General features: G+C 68.2%; 17 protein-coding genes. 12 read left to right on the forward strand and 5 right to left on the reverse strand.

Translation table 11 applies throughout. The annotated features are described in order from the left end of the window. The first annotated feature begins 19 nt into the window (after nt 1–19). From ACLFA2_RS16825 to ACLFA2_RS16860, 8 genes are all read left to right on the forward strand, one after another. A complete protein-coding gene (locus ACLFA2_RS16825; protein ID WP_017830990.1) occupies nt 20–916 on the forward strand; it encodes a F0F1 ATP synthase subunit gamma in 897 nt (298 codons plus the stop codon). A 21-nt stretch (nt 917–937) separates the two neighbouring features. Further along, a complete protein-coding gene (atpD, locus tag ACLFA2_RS16830; protein ID WP_017830989.1) occupies nt 938–2,392 on the forward strand; it encodes a F0F1 ATP synthase subunit beta in 1,455 nt (484 codons plus the stop codon). 2 nt (nt 2,393–2,394) lie between these two features. Continuing rightward, nucleotides 2,395–2,655, forward strand: a complete 261-nt coding sequence (locus ACLFA2_RS16835) for a F0F1 ATP synthase subunit epsilon (RefSeq protein WP_017830988.1) — start codon at nt 2,395–2,397, stop codon at nt 2,653–2,655. 76 nt (nt 2,656–2,731) lie between these two features. Continuing rightward, nucleotides 2,732–3,478: a YaaA family protein gene (locus tag ACLFA2_RS16840; RefSeq protein WP_426621679.1), complete on the forward strand. Its 747-nt coding sequence runs from the start codon at nt 2,732–2,734 to the stop codon at nt 3,476–3,478. Between the two features lie 145 nt (nt 3,479–3,623). After that, a complete protein-coding gene (locus ACLFA2_RS16845) occupies nt 3,624–4,454 on the forward strand; it encodes a DUF5684 domain-containing protein (RefSeq protein WP_052514688.1) in 831 nt (276 codons plus the stop codon). A gap of 104 nt (nt 4,455–4,558) precedes the next feature. Next, on the forward strand, nt 4,559–5,542 hold the full coding sequence (locus ACLFA2_RS16850) for an aldo/keto reductase (protein ID WP_029258167.1): 984 nt from the start codon (nt 4,559–4,561) through the stop codon (nt 5,540–5,542). 84 nt (nt 5,543–5,626) lie between these two features. Further along, entirely contained in the window at nt 5,627–6,424 is a 798-nt protein-coding gene (locus ACLFA2_RS16855; protein ID WP_021199379.1) for a PP2C family protein-serine/threonine phosphatase, read from the forward strand. 124 nt (nt 6,425–6,548) lie between these two features. Further along, nucleotides 6,549–9,233, forward strand: coding sequence for an FtsK/SpoIIIE domain-containing protein (locus ACLFA2_RS16860; protein ID WP_426621680.1), 2,685 nt, complete (start codon nt 6,549–6,551; stop codon nt 9,231–9,233). 141 nt (nt 9,234–9,374) lie between these two features. Here the strand turns inward: ACLFA2_RS16860 and ACLFA2_RS16865 are convergent, their stop codons facing one another. Next, nucleotides 9,375–10,370, reverse strand: coding sequence for an asparaginase (locus ACLFA2_RS16865; protein WP_029258169.1), 996 nt, complete (start codon nt 10,368–10,370; stop codon nt 9,375–9,377). Between the two features lie 67 nt (nt 10,371–10,437). Here ACLFA2_RS16865 and ACLFA2_RS16870 point away from each other — a divergent pair, with 67 nt between their 5' ends. Continuing rightward, the gene (locus ACLFA2_RS16870; protein ID WP_426621681.1) at nt 10,438–10,932 is read left to right on the forward strand and encodes an OsmC family protein; all 495 of its coding nucleotides are present in this window, start codon (nt 10,438–10,440) and stop codon (nt 10,930–10,932) included. A 16-nt stretch (nt 10,933–10,948) separates the two neighbouring features. On the opposite strand, the gene ACLFA2_RS16875 is transcribed toward ACLFA2_RS16870, so the two are convergent. Further along, nucleotides 10,949–11,746 carry a lysophospholipid acyltransferase family protein gene (locus tag ACLFA2_RS16875; RefSeq protein ID WP_029264704.1) on the reverse strand — a complete coding sequence of 266 codons (798 nt, stop codon included), beginning with the start codon at nt 11,744–11,746 and terminating at the stop codon, nt 10,949–10,951. 123 nt (nt 11,747–11,869) lie between these two features. Between ACLFA2_RS16875 and ACLFA2_RS16880 the strand changes: the two genes are divergently transcribed. Then, nucleotides 11,870–12,832, forward strand: a complete 963-nt coding sequence (locus tag ACLFA2_RS16880) for an FKBP-type peptidyl-prolyl cis-trans isomerase (RefSeq protein WP_426621682.1) — start codon at nt 11,870–11,872, stop codon at nt 12,830–12,832. Nucleotides 12,833–12,868: 36 nt separating this feature from the next. After that, nucleotides 12,869–13,951 carry a 1-deoxy-D-xylulose-5-phosphate reductoisomerase gene (dxr, locus tag ACLFA2_RS16885; protein WP_426621683.1) on the forward strand — a complete coding sequence of 361 codons (1,083 nt, stop codon included), beginning with the start codon at nt 12,869–12,871 and terminating at the stop codon, nt 13,949–13,951. 36 nt (nt 13,952–13,987) lie between these two features. Here the strand turns inward: dxr and ACLFA2_RS16890 are convergent, their stop codons facing one another. The 3 genes from ACLFA2_RS16890 to ACLFA2_RS16900 form a co-directional block, all read right to left on the reverse strand. Continuing rightward, nucleotides 13,988–15,610: a Mur ligase family protein gene (locus ACLFA2_RS16890; RefSeq protein ID WP_046398913.1), complete on the reverse strand. Its 1,623-nt coding sequence runs from the start codon at nt 15,608–15,610 to the stop codon at nt 13,988–13,990. Nucleotides 15,611–15,703: 93 nt separating this feature from the next. Continuing rightward, nucleotides 15,704–16,423, reverse strand: a complete 720-nt coding sequence (locus ACLFA2_RS16895) for a YcnI family protein (protein WP_426621684.1) — start codon at nt 16,421–16,423, stop codon at nt 15,704–15,706. A gap of 102 nt (nt 16,424–16,525) precedes the next feature. Continuing rightward, nucleotides 16,526–17,110 carry a hypothetical protein gene (locus ACLFA2_RS16900; protein WP_029264700.1) on the reverse strand — a complete coding sequence of 195 codons (585 nt, stop codon included), beginning with the start codon at nt 17,108–17,110 and terminating at the stop codon, nt 16,526–16,528. Between the two features lie 63 nt (nt 17,111–17,173). Between ACLFA2_RS16900 and ACLFA2_RS16905 the strand changes: the two genes are divergently transcribed. Next, entirely contained in the window at nt 17,174–18,487 is a 1,314-nt protein-coding gene (locus ACLFA2_RS16905; protein ID WP_021199389.1) for a M50 family metallopeptidase, read from the forward strand. Nucleotides 18,488–18,524 lie beyond the last annotated feature (37 nt).

The raw sequence follows: 18,524 nt of genomic DNA on the forward strand, positions 1-18,524 counted from the left end.
CCGCGTGAGGTACTGACATATGGGCGCTCAACTCAGGGTCTACAAGCAGAAGATCTCTTCTGCTCAGACGACCAAGAAGATCACGAAGGCGATGGAACTCATCGCGGCTTCGCGCATCCAGAAGGCGATGGCACGCGTCAAGGCGTCCACTCCCTTCGCGCGTGCCGTGACGAGGGCCGTGTCGGCCGTCGCGACGCACTCGAACGTGGATCACCCGTTGACCCGCGAGTCCGAGAACATCACCCGCTCCGCGGTCGTGATCTTCTCCTCGGACCGCGGTCTGGCCGGAGCCTTCAACTCGCAGATCCTCCGTGAGGGTCTCGAGGTTGCGGAGCTCCTGCGGGAGCAGGGCAAGGAGCCGGTCTTCTACCTCATCGGTCGCAAGGCCGTCGGATACTTCCAGTTCCGACGCCTGGCTGCCGCTGCGGAGTGGACGGGCGACACCGACACCCCGTCGTTCCACACCGCGGAGGAGATCTCCGCGACGCTGCTCGAGTCCTTCTCCCGCGGGGGACAGGACGGCGGCGTCGACGAGATCCACCTCGTGTACAACCGTTTCGTCAGCATGATGACGCAGTCGCCCGAATCCGTGCGTCTGCTCCCGCTGGAGATCACGGAAGCCGATGAGTCGGAGGCCGGTAACACCGTTTACCCGCTGTACGAGTTCGAGCCGGACGCCGAGACTGTTCTCGACGCGATCCTGCCGGTGTACATCCAGAGCCGAGTCTTCAACGCTCTCCTGCAGTCGTCTGCCGCAAAGCAGGCGGCGACGCAGAAGGCGATGAAGTCGGCCAGCGACAACGCCGACAAGCTCATCACCGACTACACCCGTCTGCGCAACAACGCGCGCCAGGCGGAGATCACGCAGCAGATCGCCGAGATCGTCGGCGGCGCCGACGCCCTCTCGAGCAAATAGACCATCAGGAAAGAGACGAAAATGACCCTCACCGCTCCGGCTGACCAGCCGGCGACCGCGGTCGTCGGGCGCGTCGCACGCGTCAACGGTCCGGTTGTCGACATCGAGTTCCCTCATGACTCGATCCCCGACATCTACAACGCGCTGAAGACCACGATCGCGATGGGCGAAGAGTCCACCGAGATCACGCTCGAGGTCGCTCAGCACCTCGGCGACGACCTCGTCCGCGCCATCGCGCTGAACCCGACCGACGGCATCGTCCGCGGCCAGGAAGTCCGCGACACCGGTGAGGCCATCTCGGTCCCCGTCGGCGACGTGACCAAGGGCAAGGTGTTCAACGTCATCGGCGAGGTGCTGAACCTCGAGCCCGGCGAGACCATCGAGGTCACCGAGCGCTGGCCGATCCACCGCAAGGCCCCGAACTTCGACCAGCTCGAGTCCAAGACTCAGATGTTCGAGACCGGCATCAAGTCGATCGACCTCCTCACCCCGTACGTGCTGGGTGGAAAGATCGGTCTGTTCGGTGGAGCCGGTGTCGGTAAGACCGTCCTCATCCAGGAGATGATCCAGCGCGTCGCGCAGGACCACGGTGGTGTGTCGGTGTTCGCCGGTGTCGGTGAGCGCACCCGTGAGGGCAACGACCTCATCCACGAGATGGAAGAGGCGGGCGTCTTCGACAAGACCGCCCTGGTGTTCGGCCAGATGGACGAGCCGCCGGGAACGCGTCTTCGCGTCGCCCTGTCGGCTCTGACGATGGCGGAGTACTTCCGTGACGTGCAGAAGCAGGACGTTCTGCTCTTCATCGACAACATCTTCCGCTTCACGCAGGCCGGTTCCGAGGTCTCCACGCTGCTGGGCCGCATGCCCTCCGCCGTGGGTTACCAGCCGAACCTCGCCGACGAGATGGGTGTGCTCCAGGAGCGCATCACCTCGACGCGTGGTCACTCGATCACCTCGCTGCAGGCGATCTACGTGCCCGCCGATGACTACACCGACCCGGCTCCGGCGACGACGTTCGCCCACCTCGACGCGACGACCGAGCTCTCTCGTGAGATCGCCTCGAAGGGTCTGTACCCGGCCATCGACCCGCTGACCTCGACGTCGCGCATCATGGACCCCCGCTACTTGGGCGAGGACCACTACCGCGTCGCGACGACCGTCAAGCAGATCCTCCAGAAGAACAAGGAGCTGCAGGAGATCATCGCCATCCTGGGTGTCGATGAGCTCTCCGAGGAAGACAAGATCGTCGTGTCGCGTGCACGTCGCATCCAGCAGTTCCTCTCGCAGAACACCTACATGGCCAAGAAGTTCACGGGCGTCGAGGGTTCGACCGTCCCGCTGAAGGAGACCATCGAGTCGTTCGACGCGATCACCCGCGGTGACTTCGACCACGTGGCCGAGCAGGCCTTCTTCAACGTCGGTGGCATCTCCGACGTCGAAGAGCAGTGGGCGAAGATCCAGAAGGAGAACGGCTGACCATGGCGCTGCATGTCAGCCTCGTCTCCGCTGATGCGGAGGTCTGGACGGGAGAGGCGAGCCTCGTGGTCGCCAAGACCGTCGAGGGTGAGATCGGCTTCATGACCGGCCACGAGCCGGTGCTGGCCATCCTCGCCGAGGGCCAGGTTCGCATCACCCAGTCGGATGGCACCAAGGTGCTGGCCAACGCGCAGGACGGGTTCCTCTCGATGGAGGGCGACACCCTGACGATCGTTGCCGGCAACGCGGCTCTCATCGCTTAGCAGTTCCTGTTTCACGCGTCCGCCTCGGCACCCGCACGGGTTCCGAGGCGGACGCGTCTGTATCCACCGAGGTTCCATGAAGATCCTGCTCCCTCCGTCGGAGACCAAGCATGAGGGCGGTGAGGGGTCCCCGCTCGATCTCGCGTCGCTGGCACTCCCGTCTCTGAACGAGCGGCGCGCCGTTGTCATCGAGGCGCTGATCGACCTCGCTGCCGACGAAGAGGCTGCCCGTCGGGTGCTCAAGCTGAGTGCTCGGCAGAGCGTCGATATCGCGCACAACAGGGCGCTTCGCTCCGCTCCCACGATGCCCGCGATCGACCGGTACACGGGGGTGCTGTTCGATGCGCTCGATGCCCGATCGCTCTCCGTCGCGTCCCGTCGATGGCTGGGTGCCCATGTCTGGATCCACAGCGCTCCGCTGGGACCGGTGGGCGCGCTCGACGCGGTCCCGACGTATCGGCTGGCCGCCGGCACCTCCGTCCCCGGGCTTCCCGCGCTTCGGCGGCATTGGGCGGAGGCCACCTCTGCAGCGATCGCGGAGGCGGATCCGTCGTTCGTGCTCGACCTGCGGAGTGAGGCGTACGTCGCGCTGGGGCCCGTGCCGGACTCCGTCTCCTCCGCTTACGTGCGGGTCGTGACGGAGCACGGGAGGGCCCTCAATCACTTCAACAAGAAATCGAAGGGTGCACTCGTCCGGGCGATTGCCGAGGATCGACCGCGGGTCGGTTCCCTTCGCGGTCTTCGGCTCTGGGCGGAGAAGCGAGGGATCATTCTCCGCGATGGCGCACAGCCGGGCGTGCTGGAGCTCGTCGTCGACGAGTGAGCAGGGGATCGGCCGGGTGCGCCGTGCGGCCACGCGCGACCACGAGTCGAACGCGCCCGACGGCGTAAGAGACATGCGCGCGTACCCCGGGAAGCGCTAGTGTGTTCAGCGCATGATGCCGCATCATGACTTTCTGGAGGGAACCATGAACGACTACTACGGCTATGACGGCCTGTCAGGCGGAGCGATCCTCGCGCTGACCCTGGTCTACACGATCCTGCCACTCGCCATCTACGCACTCTACTCGTGGTTCTACATGAAGATCTTCGAGAAGGCGGGAGTGCAGGGGAAGTGGCGTGCGTGGGTGCCCGTCTACAGCACGATGATCTTCTACAAGCTCGGCGATCTGAGCCCTTGGCTCGTCCTCTACCTGATGGGTGCCGGTATCCTCGGCGCGATCATCCCGTTCCTCGGGTGGTTCCTGATCCTCCCGCTCGTCGGCATCGCGGGTCGCGTGGTCGACCTGATCGCCGCCTGGCGCGTCGGGCTGAAGCTGCAGAAGGACGCCGTCTGGGTCGTCCTCTACTTCTTCCTGCCTCCGGTGTGGCTCGGCATCAACGCGTTCGACAAGTCGCGCTGGAACCCGAGCATCCAGCCCGCTTCCTGGGCTGCCAACGGTCTGCTCGGCGACCGCACCGCGTGGGAAGGCATCCCCGCTCAGACGTCGGCCGCGGCGCCGCAGCCCGGTTACGGTGCTCCGCAGGGCTACGCGCAGCCCGGACCGCAGGGATACGCGCCTCCCGCGCAGCCGGGGTACGCACCGCCCGCGCAGCCCGGCTACGCACCTCCCGCAGGCCCTGCAGCTCCGGCGACCGGTGCCCCGGTTCCGCCGGTGCCGCCGACCACGCCGCCGGCGCCCCCTGCGGCACCGCCCACGGCTCCGCCCGCACCGCCGACGGCTCCGCCCGCTGCTCCGCCGGCTCCTCCCGCAACCCCGGCGTCCCCGCCGACCGATCCCACACAGCCTCCGGCGTGATGGTCTGACGGTGTGACCTTCTGACACAGAGCCCCCGACCTCGGTCGGGGGCTCTGTGCTGTTCCGAGTGGTCGTCTATCCGCAGCGGCCGCTAACGTGGGGGCATGGTCTCGTCCCAGCGCCGTGTGGGTGCCTCCGGTCTTCTCGTGTCCGCCACCGGCCTAGGCTGCAACAACTTCGGGCGCGCGGGGACGATGACGGAGAGTCTTGCCGGCACGCGCGAGGTGATGGATGCGGCTCTCGCCAACGGCATCACCTTCTTCGACACCGCTGACATGTACGGAGCAGCAGCGGGGGCGAGCGAGCTGCTGATGGGCGAAGCCCTCGAGGGACGCCGCGACCGTGTGGTGCTGGCGACGAAGTTCGGACACGAACGCGACATGGGTTACGCGTTCCCCGCTGCCCGGGGTTCTCGTCGCTACGTGCGTCGGGCCGTCGAGGAATCGCTGCGCCGGTTGCGCACGGACTGGATCGACCTCTATCAGCTGCATCTCCCCGATCCCGAGACGCCGATCGCGGAGACCACGGATGCCCTCGATGAACTCGTGCGCGAGGGCAAGATCCGCTACTACGGGCACTCGAACTTCGCCGGGTGGCAGATCGCCGAAGCGGAGTTCACGACGAGGGCGCGATCGAGTGGCAGGTTCATCTCGGCTCAGAACCACTACTCCCTGCTGGCTCGGGCGGCGGAGCGGGAAGTGCTGCCGGCGGTGGAACGCTACGAACTCGGCTTCTTCCCGTACTTCCCCCTGCACAACGGCCTGCTCACGGGGAAGTTCACTCGCGACGGCGGGCCGCAGCAGAGCCGGATCATGTCGACACGGCGCCACGTGTGGGAGAGCGCACCGTGGGATGCCCTGGATGCATTCCGCGATTTCTGCGATGAGCGCGGCATCACGATGGTCCAGGCGTCGTTCGGCTGGTTGCTCTCGCATGCGGCGGTCTCGAGCGTGATAGCGGGCGCGACCTCGGTCCCGCAGGTCGAGGCGAACGCAGACGCGGGGGAGGCCTGGCGCCCCGACGCGGCCGAACTCGCCATCATCGATGATCTGTTCCCGCTGCCGGCCGATCCGGGTGCCAGGGTGTGATCGAGGTGCGCGTGACTTCTACTACGATGTGTTGTGAGTATCCTGCGACCGTCCGACCCGCCGCAGGCCCATCGGAGGCAGCACGTGGCTGAGACGAAGACGCACCGCGTCACGGTTGCGCAGCGCCCGCTGCTGCTGTCGTGGTCCGGGATCACCGATCAAGGCCGACGCCGGGAGACGAATCAGGACGCGTTCCTCGCCGACTATCCGCTGTTCATCGTCGCTGACGGAATGGGCGGTCATGCCGGCGGCGAGATCGCGAGTCAGAGCACGGTGGCCCGGTTGCAGGCCGTCGTCTCCTCGGGCAAGGTCGACGGACCGTCGATCGAGAACGCGCTCGAACTGGCTGTCGGAGACATCGCGGAGCATCCCGAGACCACCGACGAGGGCACGGGGACCACGCTCACGGGGGTGTACTTCGAGACCGATGGGGACGAGCCGCACTGGACCGCACTGAACATCGGCGACTCCCGCGTGTATCTCCTTCGCGACGATCGACTGGTCCAGATCACCACCGATCACTCGGTCGTGCAGGAACTGATCACAGCGGGCAAGCTCAGCCCGGAGGAAGCTGAAGGGCACCCCTACAGCAACGTGATCACGCGTGCCGTGGGGGCGAGTGAGCTCACAGCTCCCGATTACGTCTCCATCGACGTGCGTCCCGGTGACCGATTCGTCATCTGCTCGGACGGCCTCACCAAGGAACTGACCGACTACGGGATCCAGCATTTCCTCCGGGAGCACGACGATCCGGGTGCCGCGGTGGACGCGATGCTTGCGGCGGCGTTGGAGAACGGCGGTCGCGACAACGTGACCCTCATCATCGTCCAGGTGGCGGCAGAGGACGACTCGTCCTCCCCAATCGAGAACACCGCGGAGTAACGCTCCAGCGCTGTGCACAGCCCTGTTTCACGGGCCGTGATGCGGTCCACTGGATTCCATGGAATCCCCTCCGATCGTGCTTCCCGCGGCTCCGGCAGCGTCGCCTCGCGCTCCACTGCCTTTCATGGCCGCCCTCGTGCCGGTGGCTACGGGAGTGGTGATGTGGTTGGTCACCGGCTCCCTCCTCGCGCTCTGCTTCGCGGCATTGGGGCCGTTGATGATCGGCGCCTCACTGCTCGACGCGACACGTACCCGGCGCCGTGAACGCCGACGAACCGAGCAGCAGCTCGAAGCCGAGTGGGTTGCGGCGGAAGCGGATCTGGTCCAGCGTCAGCAGGACGAGCTCGAAGCCCTGTGGCAGCGGTGGCCCGACGCCGCGACCTGCATCGCACAGGCGCCTCTGCGCGGCGCTCAGGGAGTCGACGCGACGACTCCGATCGTCATCGGTGCCGGCAACACGACGAGTGCGGTCCGCTGCACCGGCGCGGATGACGCGCGCGGGCGGGACTTCCGTGAAAGATGCCGTGTCATCGCGGACGCGCCGGTCTCCGCGCCGATCGGTGGGGGGATCTGTCTTCGAGGTGCGCGGCCTGTGGCCGAGGCGGCAGCGCGCGCTCTTGTCGTGCAGCTGTGTCTGCGGTTCGGCACCGGCCAGCTGTCGCTGATCGGCATCGATCCGGAAGACACTGATCTCGCTGACCACGGCCTGGCGAGCCTGCCCCACGCCCGGAGTGCGCGGCGTGGTGCTTTCCGGATCGGGTTCGGTCCTGCGGCGGGCGTCCGGGGGGACGCGGACGCCCTGATCGTGTTGACCGCGGTGGGGGAGGATGTCCCGGCGGGAATCACGACGGTCATCGACATCGTCGAACCTCGGCGGGCGACGTTGCGCACCCCGACAGGTAGCCAGCCAGTCGCTGTCGAGTGCCTGTCGCGTGCCCAAGCGGAGGCCGTCTCCGCGGAGCTGGCGCGTCGGGACGACGAGACGGATGCGATCCCCGACGCGGTGCTGCTCTCCGAGCTCGAGCAGACCTCGGCCGGAGGCGGGCTCGTCGCGACCATCGGCCGAGGCGAACGCGCGAACATCACGGTCGACATCGTGGGAGACGGACCGCACGCGATCGTGACGGGGATGACGGGGACCGGCAAGAGCGAGCTGCTGGTCAGCTGGGTCACTGCGATCGCCACGGCGCACGGCCCGGACGAGGTGACGTTCGTGCTCGCCGATTTCAAAGGCGGAACGGCTTTCGAACCCCTGAGCGCACTGCCTCAGGTGGCCGCCGTCATCACTGATCTCGACGATCAGGGTGCAAGACGAGGCGTCTCCAGCCTGACCGCCGAGCTGCGACGTCGAGAGAGGGTGCTGGCCGCCGCCGGGGCGCGCGACGTCAGCTGTGTGTCGATGCCGCGGCTGATCATCTTCGTCGACGAGTTCGCGGCGCTTCTGACCGAGCACCCCGAGCTCGGTGCGGTCTTCATCGATATCGCTGCCCGTGGCCGCGCCCTCGGGATGCACCTGATTCTCGGGACACAGCGTGCTGCCGGGGTGATCAGAGACGCCCTGGCTGCGAACTGCCCCCTTCGCATCAGCCTGCGCGTCGGCGACGCCGCCGACAGTCGGCTCGTGATCGGTACCGATGCTGCCTCCGCGCTCACGGGAGACGCCGGTTCCCGCGGTCTCGGCTTGCTGCGTCGACCATCCGACCAGGAACCCGTCGCGATGCGCATCGCCCTGACTGAGGCTTCCGATATTCGTGGTGTCGGTCTGCGGTGGGCGGCAGCGGGCGAGTCATCCAGCCCGTGGCTTCCCCCGCTTCCGGCCATCCTGCCGATCGCCGAACTCGTCACGGAGGCCGGAATCCTCCCCGATGCGATCATCCTCGGTCGCGCCGATGACCCTGGTCGCCAGGCGCAGCCGCTGGAGATGCTCCGGCGCGGAGAGGAACGGGGGCTGGTGGTGCTGGGCGCCCCCGGATTCGGTAAGACCTCGGTGCTGAGAGCGGTCGCGGCGCAATGCGATGACGCATTCTGGATGCCCGGCGATCCCGAGGGCGCCTGGGACGTGCTCGCCGCATGGGTCGAGGGCGGGGAGCGTCCGCCCTCGGTCGTCCTGATCGACGACGTGGATGCGATGCTGGCGGCTCTGCCGGCCGAATACGCGCAGCAGCTCGCCCACCGCTGGGAGCGCGTGCTTCGGGCGACTCCGGACACGACCTTCGTTCTGACGGCCACCAGGGCGAGCGGGGCGTTGGGACGTGTACTCGATCTGGTGCCGCGTCGGGCGCTGTTGCGGATGCCGACGAGACTCGAGCATCTGGCGGCCGGCGGAGAGGCATCGGGGTTCGTGCGCGACCGCGTACCCGGGCGCGCCGTAATCGGAGATCGCGAGGTGCAGTTGGCGTGGGTCGACGAGGGCCGATGGCTGCCGCAGGCAGCGCAGACGCCACGGTGGACGCCGTCGTCTGCGATCACCGCTGTCGTCAGTGCCGGCACCGATACGGTCATCACCGCTCTGCGTGACGCGCACCCCGCATGCGAGGTGGTGGTGGCAGGATCTGAGTCGACTTCGCCGGGAACACGCTGCATCGTGGTCGCCGATGCGGAGACCTGGCAGCGGAACTGGTCGCTGTGGCAGCGCATCAGATCGGCAGGCGAGGTGCTCATCCGATGTGAACACCCCGGTGAGCTCCGGCAACTGGTCGGCGCGCGGGAGCTTCCTCCGTATGCACACCCGCACGCAGGCCGGGCCTGGTCGGTCACCGGCACCGGTGCGCCGAAACGTGTCCACCTCGCCGAGCTGTCGCCTCGGTGAGGCGTTGCCGTGAGAAGCGATGCCCTGAGAAGCGATGCCCTGAGAAGCGTTGCCGTGAGAAGCGTTGCCGTGCGGAGACGTTGTCGTGAGGAGAAGGCGCCGCGAATCGACGCTCGGCGACGAGGAACGCCGCCGCGGGCGTCAGACTCCTGCGCCGGGTCGGATGGAGCCGACGTTCTCCCCTCCGCCGAGCACGGCGAGCGGAAGTGCGTCCGCGAGCGATGCCACGTCGGCATCGCTCAGCCCGCCCGCCCGAGCGAGAAGGGTCGCGGCAACGATCGTCGAGGCGCGAGTGGCACCGTCGAGCATCTTCAGCGCCACGGTCGTGCCGTTGGGGGCGACCATCACCATCACGCCCTCGGCGCCGTACTTGGTGAACACGCCGAGCCTCTCGGTCGCGATCGTGTCGGGGCGGCCCGGACCCTCGATCGTCCAGGGATTCTCCCGCACGGCGCGGACCAGGGAACCGGCCACGCGGTGGAGGGCGAAGGGCGAGCGGTCGGAAGCGGTGCCGATGCGGTGGATCGCGCGTGCCAGGCCGGTCAGTGTCATCGCATGGACCGGCGCACCGCACCCGTCGATAGCGGTATGGGCGATCTTCTCGCCAGTGAGGCGCTCGATGACGTCGCGGATGTGCTGTTGCAGTGGATGGGTCGGGTCGAGGTATCCGTCGGTCGGCCAGCCCGTCGCCACGCATGCGCGGAGCATCGCGGCGTGCTTGCCGGAGCAGTTCATGCGCACCCGGGTCGGCTCGCCGTGCTCGCGGACGAGCTCGTCTCGCGACGCCGAGTCGCTCGGCCACGTGGCCGGGCAGCGGAGATCGTCTTCCGTCAGCCCGCCCTCGGTCAGGATGTCGCGTACCACCGAAGCGTGACGGTCGGTGCCGACGTGACTGGCCGTGGAGAGCGCGAGCTGCTCGCCTTCGAGGACGGCACCTGCGGTGATGCAGGCGATCGCCTGGAGAGGCTTGAGGCTGGATCGCGGCAGGATCAGCGCATCGGCATTTCCATGGCGACCGACGATGTCCCCGTCGGGGGAGAGCACGACGGCCGCGCCGGCGTGGCGGGATTCGACGAATCCGCTCCGCTCGACGACGGCGAGTTCCACGGAATCCTGAACGGTGAGAGTCTCCAGCACCCGTCAACTCTAGCCCGGGGCGTGCGGCGTCTCGCGTCGTGTCGGAGGAGCCTGACAGACTGAGCAGATGGCAGAGACGACCACGCGCACGCTCGGCGAACACCGCTACGCGCTCACCTCGACGTGGACCGGCAACACCGGCACCGGGACGACCGGATACCGGGACTACCGGCGAGACGTGACGATCGAGGTCGAGGGGAAGCCCGATCTCCTCGCCTCGGCAGACAAGCCGTTCCGCGGCGATCCCTCACGATGGAATCCGGAGGACCTGCTGCTCGCCTCCCTCTCCGAGTGCCACCTACTGTCATACCTGCACGCGTGTGTGACCGCGGGCGTCGTCGTGGTGTCCTATCGCGACCAGGCCAGCGGGACGATACGCGAAGACGGTGCGGGGGGCGGATCGTTCGTCGAGGTGATGCTGCGGCCCGAGGTCGTCGTCGCCGACGCCTCGATGATCGACGCAGCAGAGCGCGCCCACGCCCAGGCGAACGAGTGGTGCTTCATCGCGAACTCGATGAACTTCCCCGTACGCCACCAGGCGACGGTCACAGCCCTCGCCTGAGTGGGGCTCACAGGCCTCAGCGACGCTCGTGCGGGAGGGCCTGCTTGATCTTCTCGATGGCACCTTGCGCCGGTGCCTCGTTGTACGCGCCGGCGAGCTCCTGGCCGGAGAGACCGTGGATCGCCGCCATGATCTGATCGGTGGCGAGACGACGTGCCCGCCCACTGGTCGCGGGCCCGTGCGGCGAGAGGTCGAGCGGCTCGCCGAAACGCACGGTGATGCGCTCCTTGAGGGTGGGGATCTTCGCTCCCACCGGCATCACCTTGTCCGTGCCGATGAGGCCGACCGGCACCACAGGGGCGCCCGTCTGCAGAGCGAGGAACGCGACGCCCGTGCGGCCTTTGTAGAGGCGGCCGTCGGTCGAGCGGGTCCCCTCCGGATACAGGGCGACGGCGAGACCTTCATCGAGGAGCTGGCGTTGCAGGTCGAGCGCGTCCAGCGCGGCTTGTCCGGCACCGCGTCGCACCGGGATCGCGCCGATCGATTCGAAGAAGGTCTTGCTCATCCAGCCTTTGAATCCGGTGCCTTCGAAGTACGTCGACTTCGCGAGGAAGTGGACGGGACGAGGGGCCGCGACCGGGATCGCGATCGAGTCGATGAATGACAGATGGTTGCTCGCGAAGATGACGGGACCGGTCAGCGGCACGTTGTCGCGCCCCTCGATCCGAGGGCGGTACACCAGACGGGCGAGCGGCGTGATGAGGCTGCGGCCGAGCGTGTAGGCGAACCCGGCGTGGCGAGGCTTCGCAGTCTCCTCTGACGAGGATTCCTCTTCTGACGAGGATTCGGGCTCGACGGACTGCTCAGAGGTCATCAGAGCAGATTACTCCCGGATCCATGCCGGGGTGGGAATGAAGAGTTGCGCCGCGCCTCCCAGCGCGAGCAAAGGGGTATGGGGCAGGATGGAGTTTCCTGCCCGCGATCCCGAGGTCTCACTGTGCGCAAGCGTCCGCTCATCGTTCTGTCCACCGTCGCCGCGGCGACCCTGCTGCTGGCGGGTTGCGCCGGTGGTGGAGCCCCGGATAGCTCCGGCACCCCGTCGCCCTCCGCATCGAGCACGTGCCAGCTGGACGCGAAGTCCGGGGATACCTCGGACGCGGTCGTCGTGGAGGGGGAAGGGGCAGACACCACCGTGACGGTCCCGGCCGATGCGCCGTTCGCCGGCGTCGAGAGGACCGTCATCTCCGAGGGAGACGGAGACGACGTCGTGGTCAATGACCTGGTGTCCGTCGAGTACCAGATCGTCGACGCGACCAACAATCAGGTGCTCGACTCGTCGGCTCGTGGTGAAGGCGGTGTGCTGCCCGTTCTCCTCGACACCAACCAGTCCTCGCTCTTCGTCGCGGCGCTCGAGTGCAAGCCGGTCGGCTCGCGCATCGTGCTGACTCTTCCCGGAAAGGTCCTCGGCGAGGGCGCCAACAACGTGGTCGTCTACGCCGAGGCCGTCGAGCAGCTACCCGAGGTGGCGACGGGAACGCCGGTCGACCCGACTCCCGGCATGCCGACTGTCAAGCTCGACGACAAGGGCGCTCCGACCGTGACGATCCCGGACGGCGACGCGCCGACAGAGACCCAGGTCGCCGTGCTCAAGCAGGGTGACGGTGCGACGGTCGCCTCCGGTGACCTCGTCGTCGTGCAGTACCTGGGCGTCAAGTGGTCCGACGGCAAGGAGTTCGACTCCAGCTGGAGCCGCGACGCCGCGCCCGCGCAGTTCCAGACCACCGGCGTGGTCGCGGGCTTCCAGAAGGCCCTCGAAGGTCAGAAGGTCGGCTCACAGGTCATCGTCGTGATGCCGCCGTCCGACGGATACGGTGCGAGCGAGGGACATGAGCTCCAGAAGGAGAGCCTCGTGTTCGTCGTGGACATCCTGGCGACGACACCGGTCCAGGCGCAGCAGTAGCCGCTGGGTGCCGAGGGCGTGACCTAGGCTGACGGTATGCGTCGCGTCATCGTCCTCGGCTCCACCGGTTCCATCGGCACCCAGGCACTGGATGTGATCCGTGCCAATCCTCGCCGATTCGAGCTGGTAGGTCTCGCTGCCGGGTCCAACGCCGAGATGTTGGAAGCGCAGGCCGCACAGTTCCAGGTCGAGTCGACCGCTCTCGGCGCGCTCGAGGCCGAGCAGCTGGTCCGTGACGTCGAGGCGGACGTGGTGCTCAATGCCATCACCGGCTCGATCGGACTGGGCTCGACGCTCGCGGCGCTAAAGGCGGGACGCGTGCTCGCTCTCGCGAACAAGGAGTCCCTCATCGTCGGCGGCGACCTGGTCCTCGCCGCCGCCGCTCCCGGTCAGATCGTCCCGGTCGATTCCGAGCACTCGGCTCTCGCGCAAGCGCTCCTGGCCGGTACCCATGCCGAGGTGCGCCGCCTCGTGGTGACGGCGTCGGGCGGGCCGTTCCGCGGTCGCAGCCGCGCGCAGCTGACCGAGGTCACTCCGTCCGAGGCTCTCGCGCATCCGACATGGGACATGGGACGGATGGTCACGACCAACTCCGCGACCCTTGTCAACAAGGGACTCGAGGTGATCGAAGCGCACCTGCTGTTCGACGTCGCCTACGACGACATCGAGGTCGTGGTGCACCCGCAGTCCATCGTGCACTCGATGGTCGAGTTCATCGACGGTTCCACGATCGCACAGGCCTCCCCGCCCGACATGCGTCTGCCGATCTCCCTGGGTCTGGACTGGCCGCACCGCGTCGGTGGCGTCGGACGGCCCCTCGACTGGTCATCCGCCACTTCCTGGACGTTCGAGCCGCTCGACGCCGTGGCGTTCCCCTCCGTCGCACTCGCGAAGGCGGTGGGCCGCGCCGGCGGCACGTTCCCTGCTGTCTACAACGCCGCGAACGAACAAGCGGTCGACGCGTTCCACGAGGGACGGCTCTCGTTCCTCGGCATCGTGGACACGATCGCTCGGGTCGTCGACGCGCACGATGCACCGGAGGCCCTCACCGTCGAGACGCTCGCCGAGGCCGAGACATGGGCGCGCTCGACGGCCGATCGGATGATCGCGGCGCTCTGATCGGGGACCAGGGCGGAGTCGCCCTGGTCGAGCAGGTCAATCCTCGTCGGGGTACGGGACCGGCCAACGCGAATCGGGTACGGGCCAGCCGGCGTCGCGCAGCGCGCGGCGAGCGAGCTCGCGTGCCGAATACGGTGTGCGGACGCCGCGGATGTCGCGATAGTCCTGGTGCCCGGGGCCGGCCCACAGGATGGCGTCGCCGTCGCCGACCAGGCCGACCGCGGTGATGATGGCGTTCTCGGGCGGTGAGGCCTCGTGGATCTCGGCATCCGGTCGTGCCGTGCGGGCGCCCTCGATGAGGGTCGCCCGGATGGACGCGGGGTCCTCGAAGCGGGGGTGGTGATCGGTGACGACGAGGATGTCACTGCCTTCGACCGCCGTGCGCGCCATGTCGAAGCGCTTGCTCGCATCGCGGTCGCCGTCGGCGCCGAAGAGCATCAGCACCTTGCCCGGTGTCACACGCCGGACGGCGGCGAGGGTCTTCTCGAATGCGTCGGGTGAGTGTCCGAAGTCGACGAAGACGGCAGGCCCACGATCGCCGGAGACCAGCTGGGTGCGACCGGGCAGGTAGGCGCGGATCCCCCCGTCGCGGGTGAGCGCATCGACGATGCGATCCCAGGCGTAGCCGCCCTCGAGGAGCATCACGATCGCCAGAGCCGCGTTGGCCGCCATGTGCGGTCCGATCACCGGGACCGTCGTGGTGAGGGACCCGGCGGGGCCGGTCATCGTGAAGGTCGTACCGGCGGCGCGCTCCTCGTCGATGACGACCACCCAGTCCGCGGCGGTCGCGGCGTCGGGATCGGCGGCGATCGACGGAGTGCCGACAGTGACGACCGGGATCTCGGCCCGGTCGACGACGACCGCACCGGACGGGGAATCCAGGCAGATGACTCCGCGCTGGGCGCGGTCGGGACGGAAGAGGGGCAGCTTCGCCTCGAAGTACTCCTCCATGTCGGCGTAGTCGTCGAGGTGATCGTGGCTCAGGTTCGTGAATCCGGCGACGTCGAACAGGATGCCGTCGACGCGGTGACGTGACAGCGCCTGTGCGCTGACCTCGACCGCGACGGCTTCGACCTGGCGCTCACGCATCAGCGCCAGGAGGGCGTGCATCTCGGATGCTTCGGGGGTGGTCAGGCGCGAGACGATGACCTCGCCCGCGATGTGACGTTCTGCGGTGGAGGAGAGGCCGGTGACCACGCCGATCTGATCGAGGATCCCCTCGAGCAGGTGGGAGACGCTGGTCTTGCCGTTGGTGCCCGTCGTCGCGAACAGCAGGGGGAGCGGGTCACCGGCGCCGGTGCCGTAGACCCACGCGCTGAGATCACCGAGCACGGCGCGAGGGTCGTCGACCACGAGGATCGGAAGCCCCGCGGCTTCGGCGATCTCCGCGCCAGCGTCGTCGGTGATGACGGCGACGGCACCCTTCTCAGCGGCGGTGACGGCGAAGTCCGCGCCATGCCGGTTGACGCCGCGGATCGCGACGAATGCCTCGCCGGGACGCAGGTCTGCCGTCGCGAGGGTGATGCCGGAGAGGGCGATTCCGTCGACATCGCCGCGGACGGTGCGGGCGAAACGGGAAGCGAGTTCGGACAGCTCACGCCGGGGCGGGTTCGCGGGGCGGAGCACGGGAGGCAGGCTCGGTTGTTGTTCAATCGACATGGCGCATCCATGATCTCACGACCGTGGTGGGAACCCTTCGCCGAGCGCCCCCTCGCGCGCCGCGTTGCGGAGCACGAGGGGGAGCTCGAGTCGTCAGGCTCGGCGTCGGTAGGCGAGGATCGCGACGACCAGGGCGGCGAAACCGGCGAGAAGCCCACCCGCCCCGAGCGCCACACCCAGGGGATCGGCGACCGTGGTCGGAGCCGTGCTCGCGGCCGCAGTGTCGGATTCGGTGTGCTCGCCGTGCCCGTCGGCGGCAGCGGCCGTGACGGAGACGACCGGAGCCGGCGCGTCGAGGCTGTGCGGATCCTGGCCGTCCTCGGCGATCTGCGTCCATTCGGTCGAGCCCTCGACGCACTGTTGGACCACGGGGAACGCCAGAGTGTCGGGGGTGGTCTCGTCCAGACCGACCCCCATGCTCACCGCGCCGCGAAGGTCGGTGGGCACCGGGGTGACCGCCGTATAGGTCACGGCGCTGACGAGACCGTCGTCGCCGCGCTCGACCTGGATGTCCCAGTCGGAGTCCATCGTCGGCGAGACGGATGCGAGCCCCTCGGGCATCGTGATGCGCAGCGCGGTGGTGGGGGAGTTCTCGCAGCCGTGGGAGAACGAGAACGTGAGCACGCCGTGGTCGCCCGCAGCGATCTCGTCGGGGCTGACGCCCACATGGGCACCTGCCATCGTGGGAACGGCCAGGGCGAGTGCGGCTCCGCCGAGGACACCGAGCGCGGCGCGTCGCAGAGTGAGCGAGCGCCGAGCGGTGGAGCGCAGGGTGGTGGGGCGCGGACTGCGGGTACGGATGTTGCGGGACATGAGAGTTCTCCTGGTGCTCGAAGTGCGGGCGCGCCACGGTGGCGCATCTCCGCGAGAAAGGGACGCTGCCCGTGTCGGAGCAGCGGATTCGAGTGCGACGGATCAGTCGCGCAGGAGAGCGGGAGGCCCGCGCCTCGGCACAGCGGCCGAGATGGTGACGGCGAAGCTGGCGATGGTGGTCGACCGCAGCCGCGGCGGCCGGCGATGCATGGCCGGTGCCCCGGCGGACGCGCGCCGGAAGAGGGCATCCACCCAGCGGGCGACGACCCGAACGACCGCTTCTCCGTGCCACACGAGAAGCGTCGTGAGCACGGCTGCGACGACGTGCGCGAACAGCATCAACGTGCCAGGGGCTGCGGTGGGCGCCGTGGAAGAGAGCGCGCTCAGATCGAGATGATGGGCGTGACCGCCGCCGGCGATCGGAGCGGTACCGGTGGGCGAGCCCAGCAGTTGGAACACGACGTGGAAAGCGGCCTGTCCGAGGAACACGGCGATGGCGACACGACCCCGCGACTCACGGATGCCCACCAGGAGCGCCGACAGAGGGGTGAGCAGGGTCGCGACCGCCAGGATCAGCAGCATGTGCGGGACCGCTCCGCCGCCGAGGGTGTGCGAGAGGGCTGCGAGCAACGTCGCCACCGAGGAGACGGCGGCAGCGCGCACGAGTCGCAGCTGCCGGGCATTCACCGTCTCAGCCTAGCCGCGCGGCGTGCCGGGCGGATTCCTAGCTGTGGGCACTAACGTTGGCACGTGGAATTCCTGCTCTATCTGGCCGGCATCCTCTTCATGCTGATCGGCCTCGGGCTCTCGATCGGCCTGCATGAGGTGGGCCATCTCGTCCCCGCGAAGCTCTTCGGCGTGCGTGTCGGCCAGTACATGATCGGCTTCGGGCCGCGGCTGTGGTCCCGGCGCATCGGCGAGACCGAGTACGGGTTCAAGCTGCTCCCTCTAGGGGGCTTCATCTCGATGTCGGGCATGTACCCGGCGTCGAAGAACTCGGGCCCGGCGTCCGGCGTGTTCCGCTCGTTGATCCAGGACGCGCGCAGCGCCAACGACGAGACCATCGCCGAGGGTGCCGAGGATCGCGTCTTCTATCGTCTTCCCGTGTGGAAGCGCGTCGTCGTCATGCTCGGCGGGCCGGTGATGAACCTTCTCCTCGCGACCGTGATCTTCACCGTGCTGCTGTCGGGCATCGGCCTGCAGCAGGGAACGACGACGATCGCGTCCGTCACCGAGTGCGTCGTTCCGGCCGGTTCGACGGCGACCGAGTGCACACCCGATGACCCGGCCTCACCCGCCGCGGAAGCCGGGATCAAGCCGGGCGATGTGATCCTGTCCATCGACGGACAGCCCGTGTCGACGTTCGCCGAGGCGACGGCGATCGTGCAGGCCGCGCCAGGCGAGACGCTGGACATGGTCGTGAGCCGCGACGGGGCGGAGCAGTCGCTGAGCATCACGCCGATCGCCGCGGAACGCTCGATCACGGATGCCAGCGGCCAGCCCGTCCTCGATGAGGCCGGAAAGCCTGTCGTGAAGGAGGTCGGCTACGTCGGCATGGGCGCCCAGATGGGCTACGTGCAGCAGCCCCTCACCGCCGGCCCCGAGATGGCGGCGGACAGCACGGCGCGTGTCGCATCCTTGATCGTCACGCTCCCCGTGCGTCTATGGGACGTCGGCGTCTCACTCGTCACCGGCGGAGAACGCGATCCGAACGGACCGCTGAGCGTCGTCGGCGTCGGACGCCTCGCGGGAGAGGCGGCCGCTACCGATGCGCCGATCCTCAACAGGTTCGCGTTCCTGCTCGGTCTGCTGGGGTCGCTGAACATCGCGCTGTTCGTGTTCAACCTCATCCCGCTGCTCCCGCTCGACGGCGGTCACATCGTCGTCGCACTGTGGGACGGCATCAAGCGCGCGTGGGCCAAGCTCTTCCGCCGGCCCCCTCCGGCGCCGGTCGACGCGACCAAGCTCGTGCCGCTGACGGTGGTCGTCGCGGTGCTCCTGATCGGGATGGGAGCGCTGCTCCTGGTCGCCGACCTCTTCAACCCGGTCAACCTTCTCGGCTGAGGTCGCAGGCCTCGCCGGACCGCGCGGGAGGCGAACG

Origin of the sequence: Microbacterium sp. As-52 (genome assembly GCF_049949185.1) — a bacterium.
Classification (GTDB): domain Bacteria; phylum Actinomycetota; class Actinomycetes; order Actinomycetales; family Microbacteriaceae; genus Microbacterium; species Microbacterium maritypicum_A.

Bases quoted from the DNA above. Each gene is read 5' to 3' on its own strand.
- ACLFA2_RS16825 (WP_017830990.1), top strand. From the start codon at position 20: ATGGGCGCTCAACTCAGGGTCTACAAGCAGAAGATCTCTTCTGCTCAG.
- atpD (WP_017830989.1), top strand. From the start codon at position 938: ATGACCCTCACCGCTCCGGCTGACCAGCCGGCGACCGCGGTCGTCGGG.
- ACLFA2_RS16835 (WP_017830988.1), top strand. From the start codon at position 2,395: ATGGCGCTGCATGTCAGCCTCGTCTCCGCTGATGCGGAGGTCTGGACG.
- ACLFA2_RS16840 (WP_426621679.1), top strand. From the start codon at position 2,732: ATGAAGATCCTGCTCCCTCCGTCGGAGACCAAGCATGAGGGCGGTGAG.
- ACLFA2_RS16845 (WP_052514688.1), top strand. From the start codon at position 3,624: ATGAACGACTACTACGGCTATGACGGCCTGTCAGGCGGAGCGATCCTC.
- ACLFA2_RS16850 (WP_029258167.1), top strand. From the start codon at position 4,559: ATGGTCTCGTCCCAGCGCCGTGTGGGTGCCTCCGGTCTTCTCGTGTCC.
- ACLFA2_RS16860 (WP_426621680.1), top strand. From the start codon at position 6,549: ATGGCCGCCCTCGTGCCGGTGGCTACGGGAGTGGTGATGTGGTTGGTC.
- ACLFA2_RS16870 (WP_426621681.1), top strand. From the start codon at position 10,438: ATGGCAGAGACGACCACGCGCACGCTCGGCGAACACCGCTACGCGCTC.
- ACLFA2_RS16875 (WP_029264704.1), bottom strand. From the start codon at position 11,746: ATGACCTCTGAGCAGTCCGTCGAGCCCGAATCCTCGTCAGAAGAGGAA.
- dxr (WP_426621683.1), top strand. From the start codon at position 12,869: ATGCGTCGCGTCATCGTCCTCGGCTCCACCGGTTCCATCGGCACCCAG.
- ACLFA2_RS16890 (WP_046398913.1), bottom strand. From the start codon at position 15,610: ATGTCGATTGAACAACAACCGAGCCTGCCTCCCGTGCTCCGCCCCGCG.
- ACLFA2_RS16895 (WP_426621684.1), bottom strand. From the start codon at position 16,423: ATGTCCCGCAACATCCGTACCCGCAGTCCGCGCCCCACCACCCTGCGC.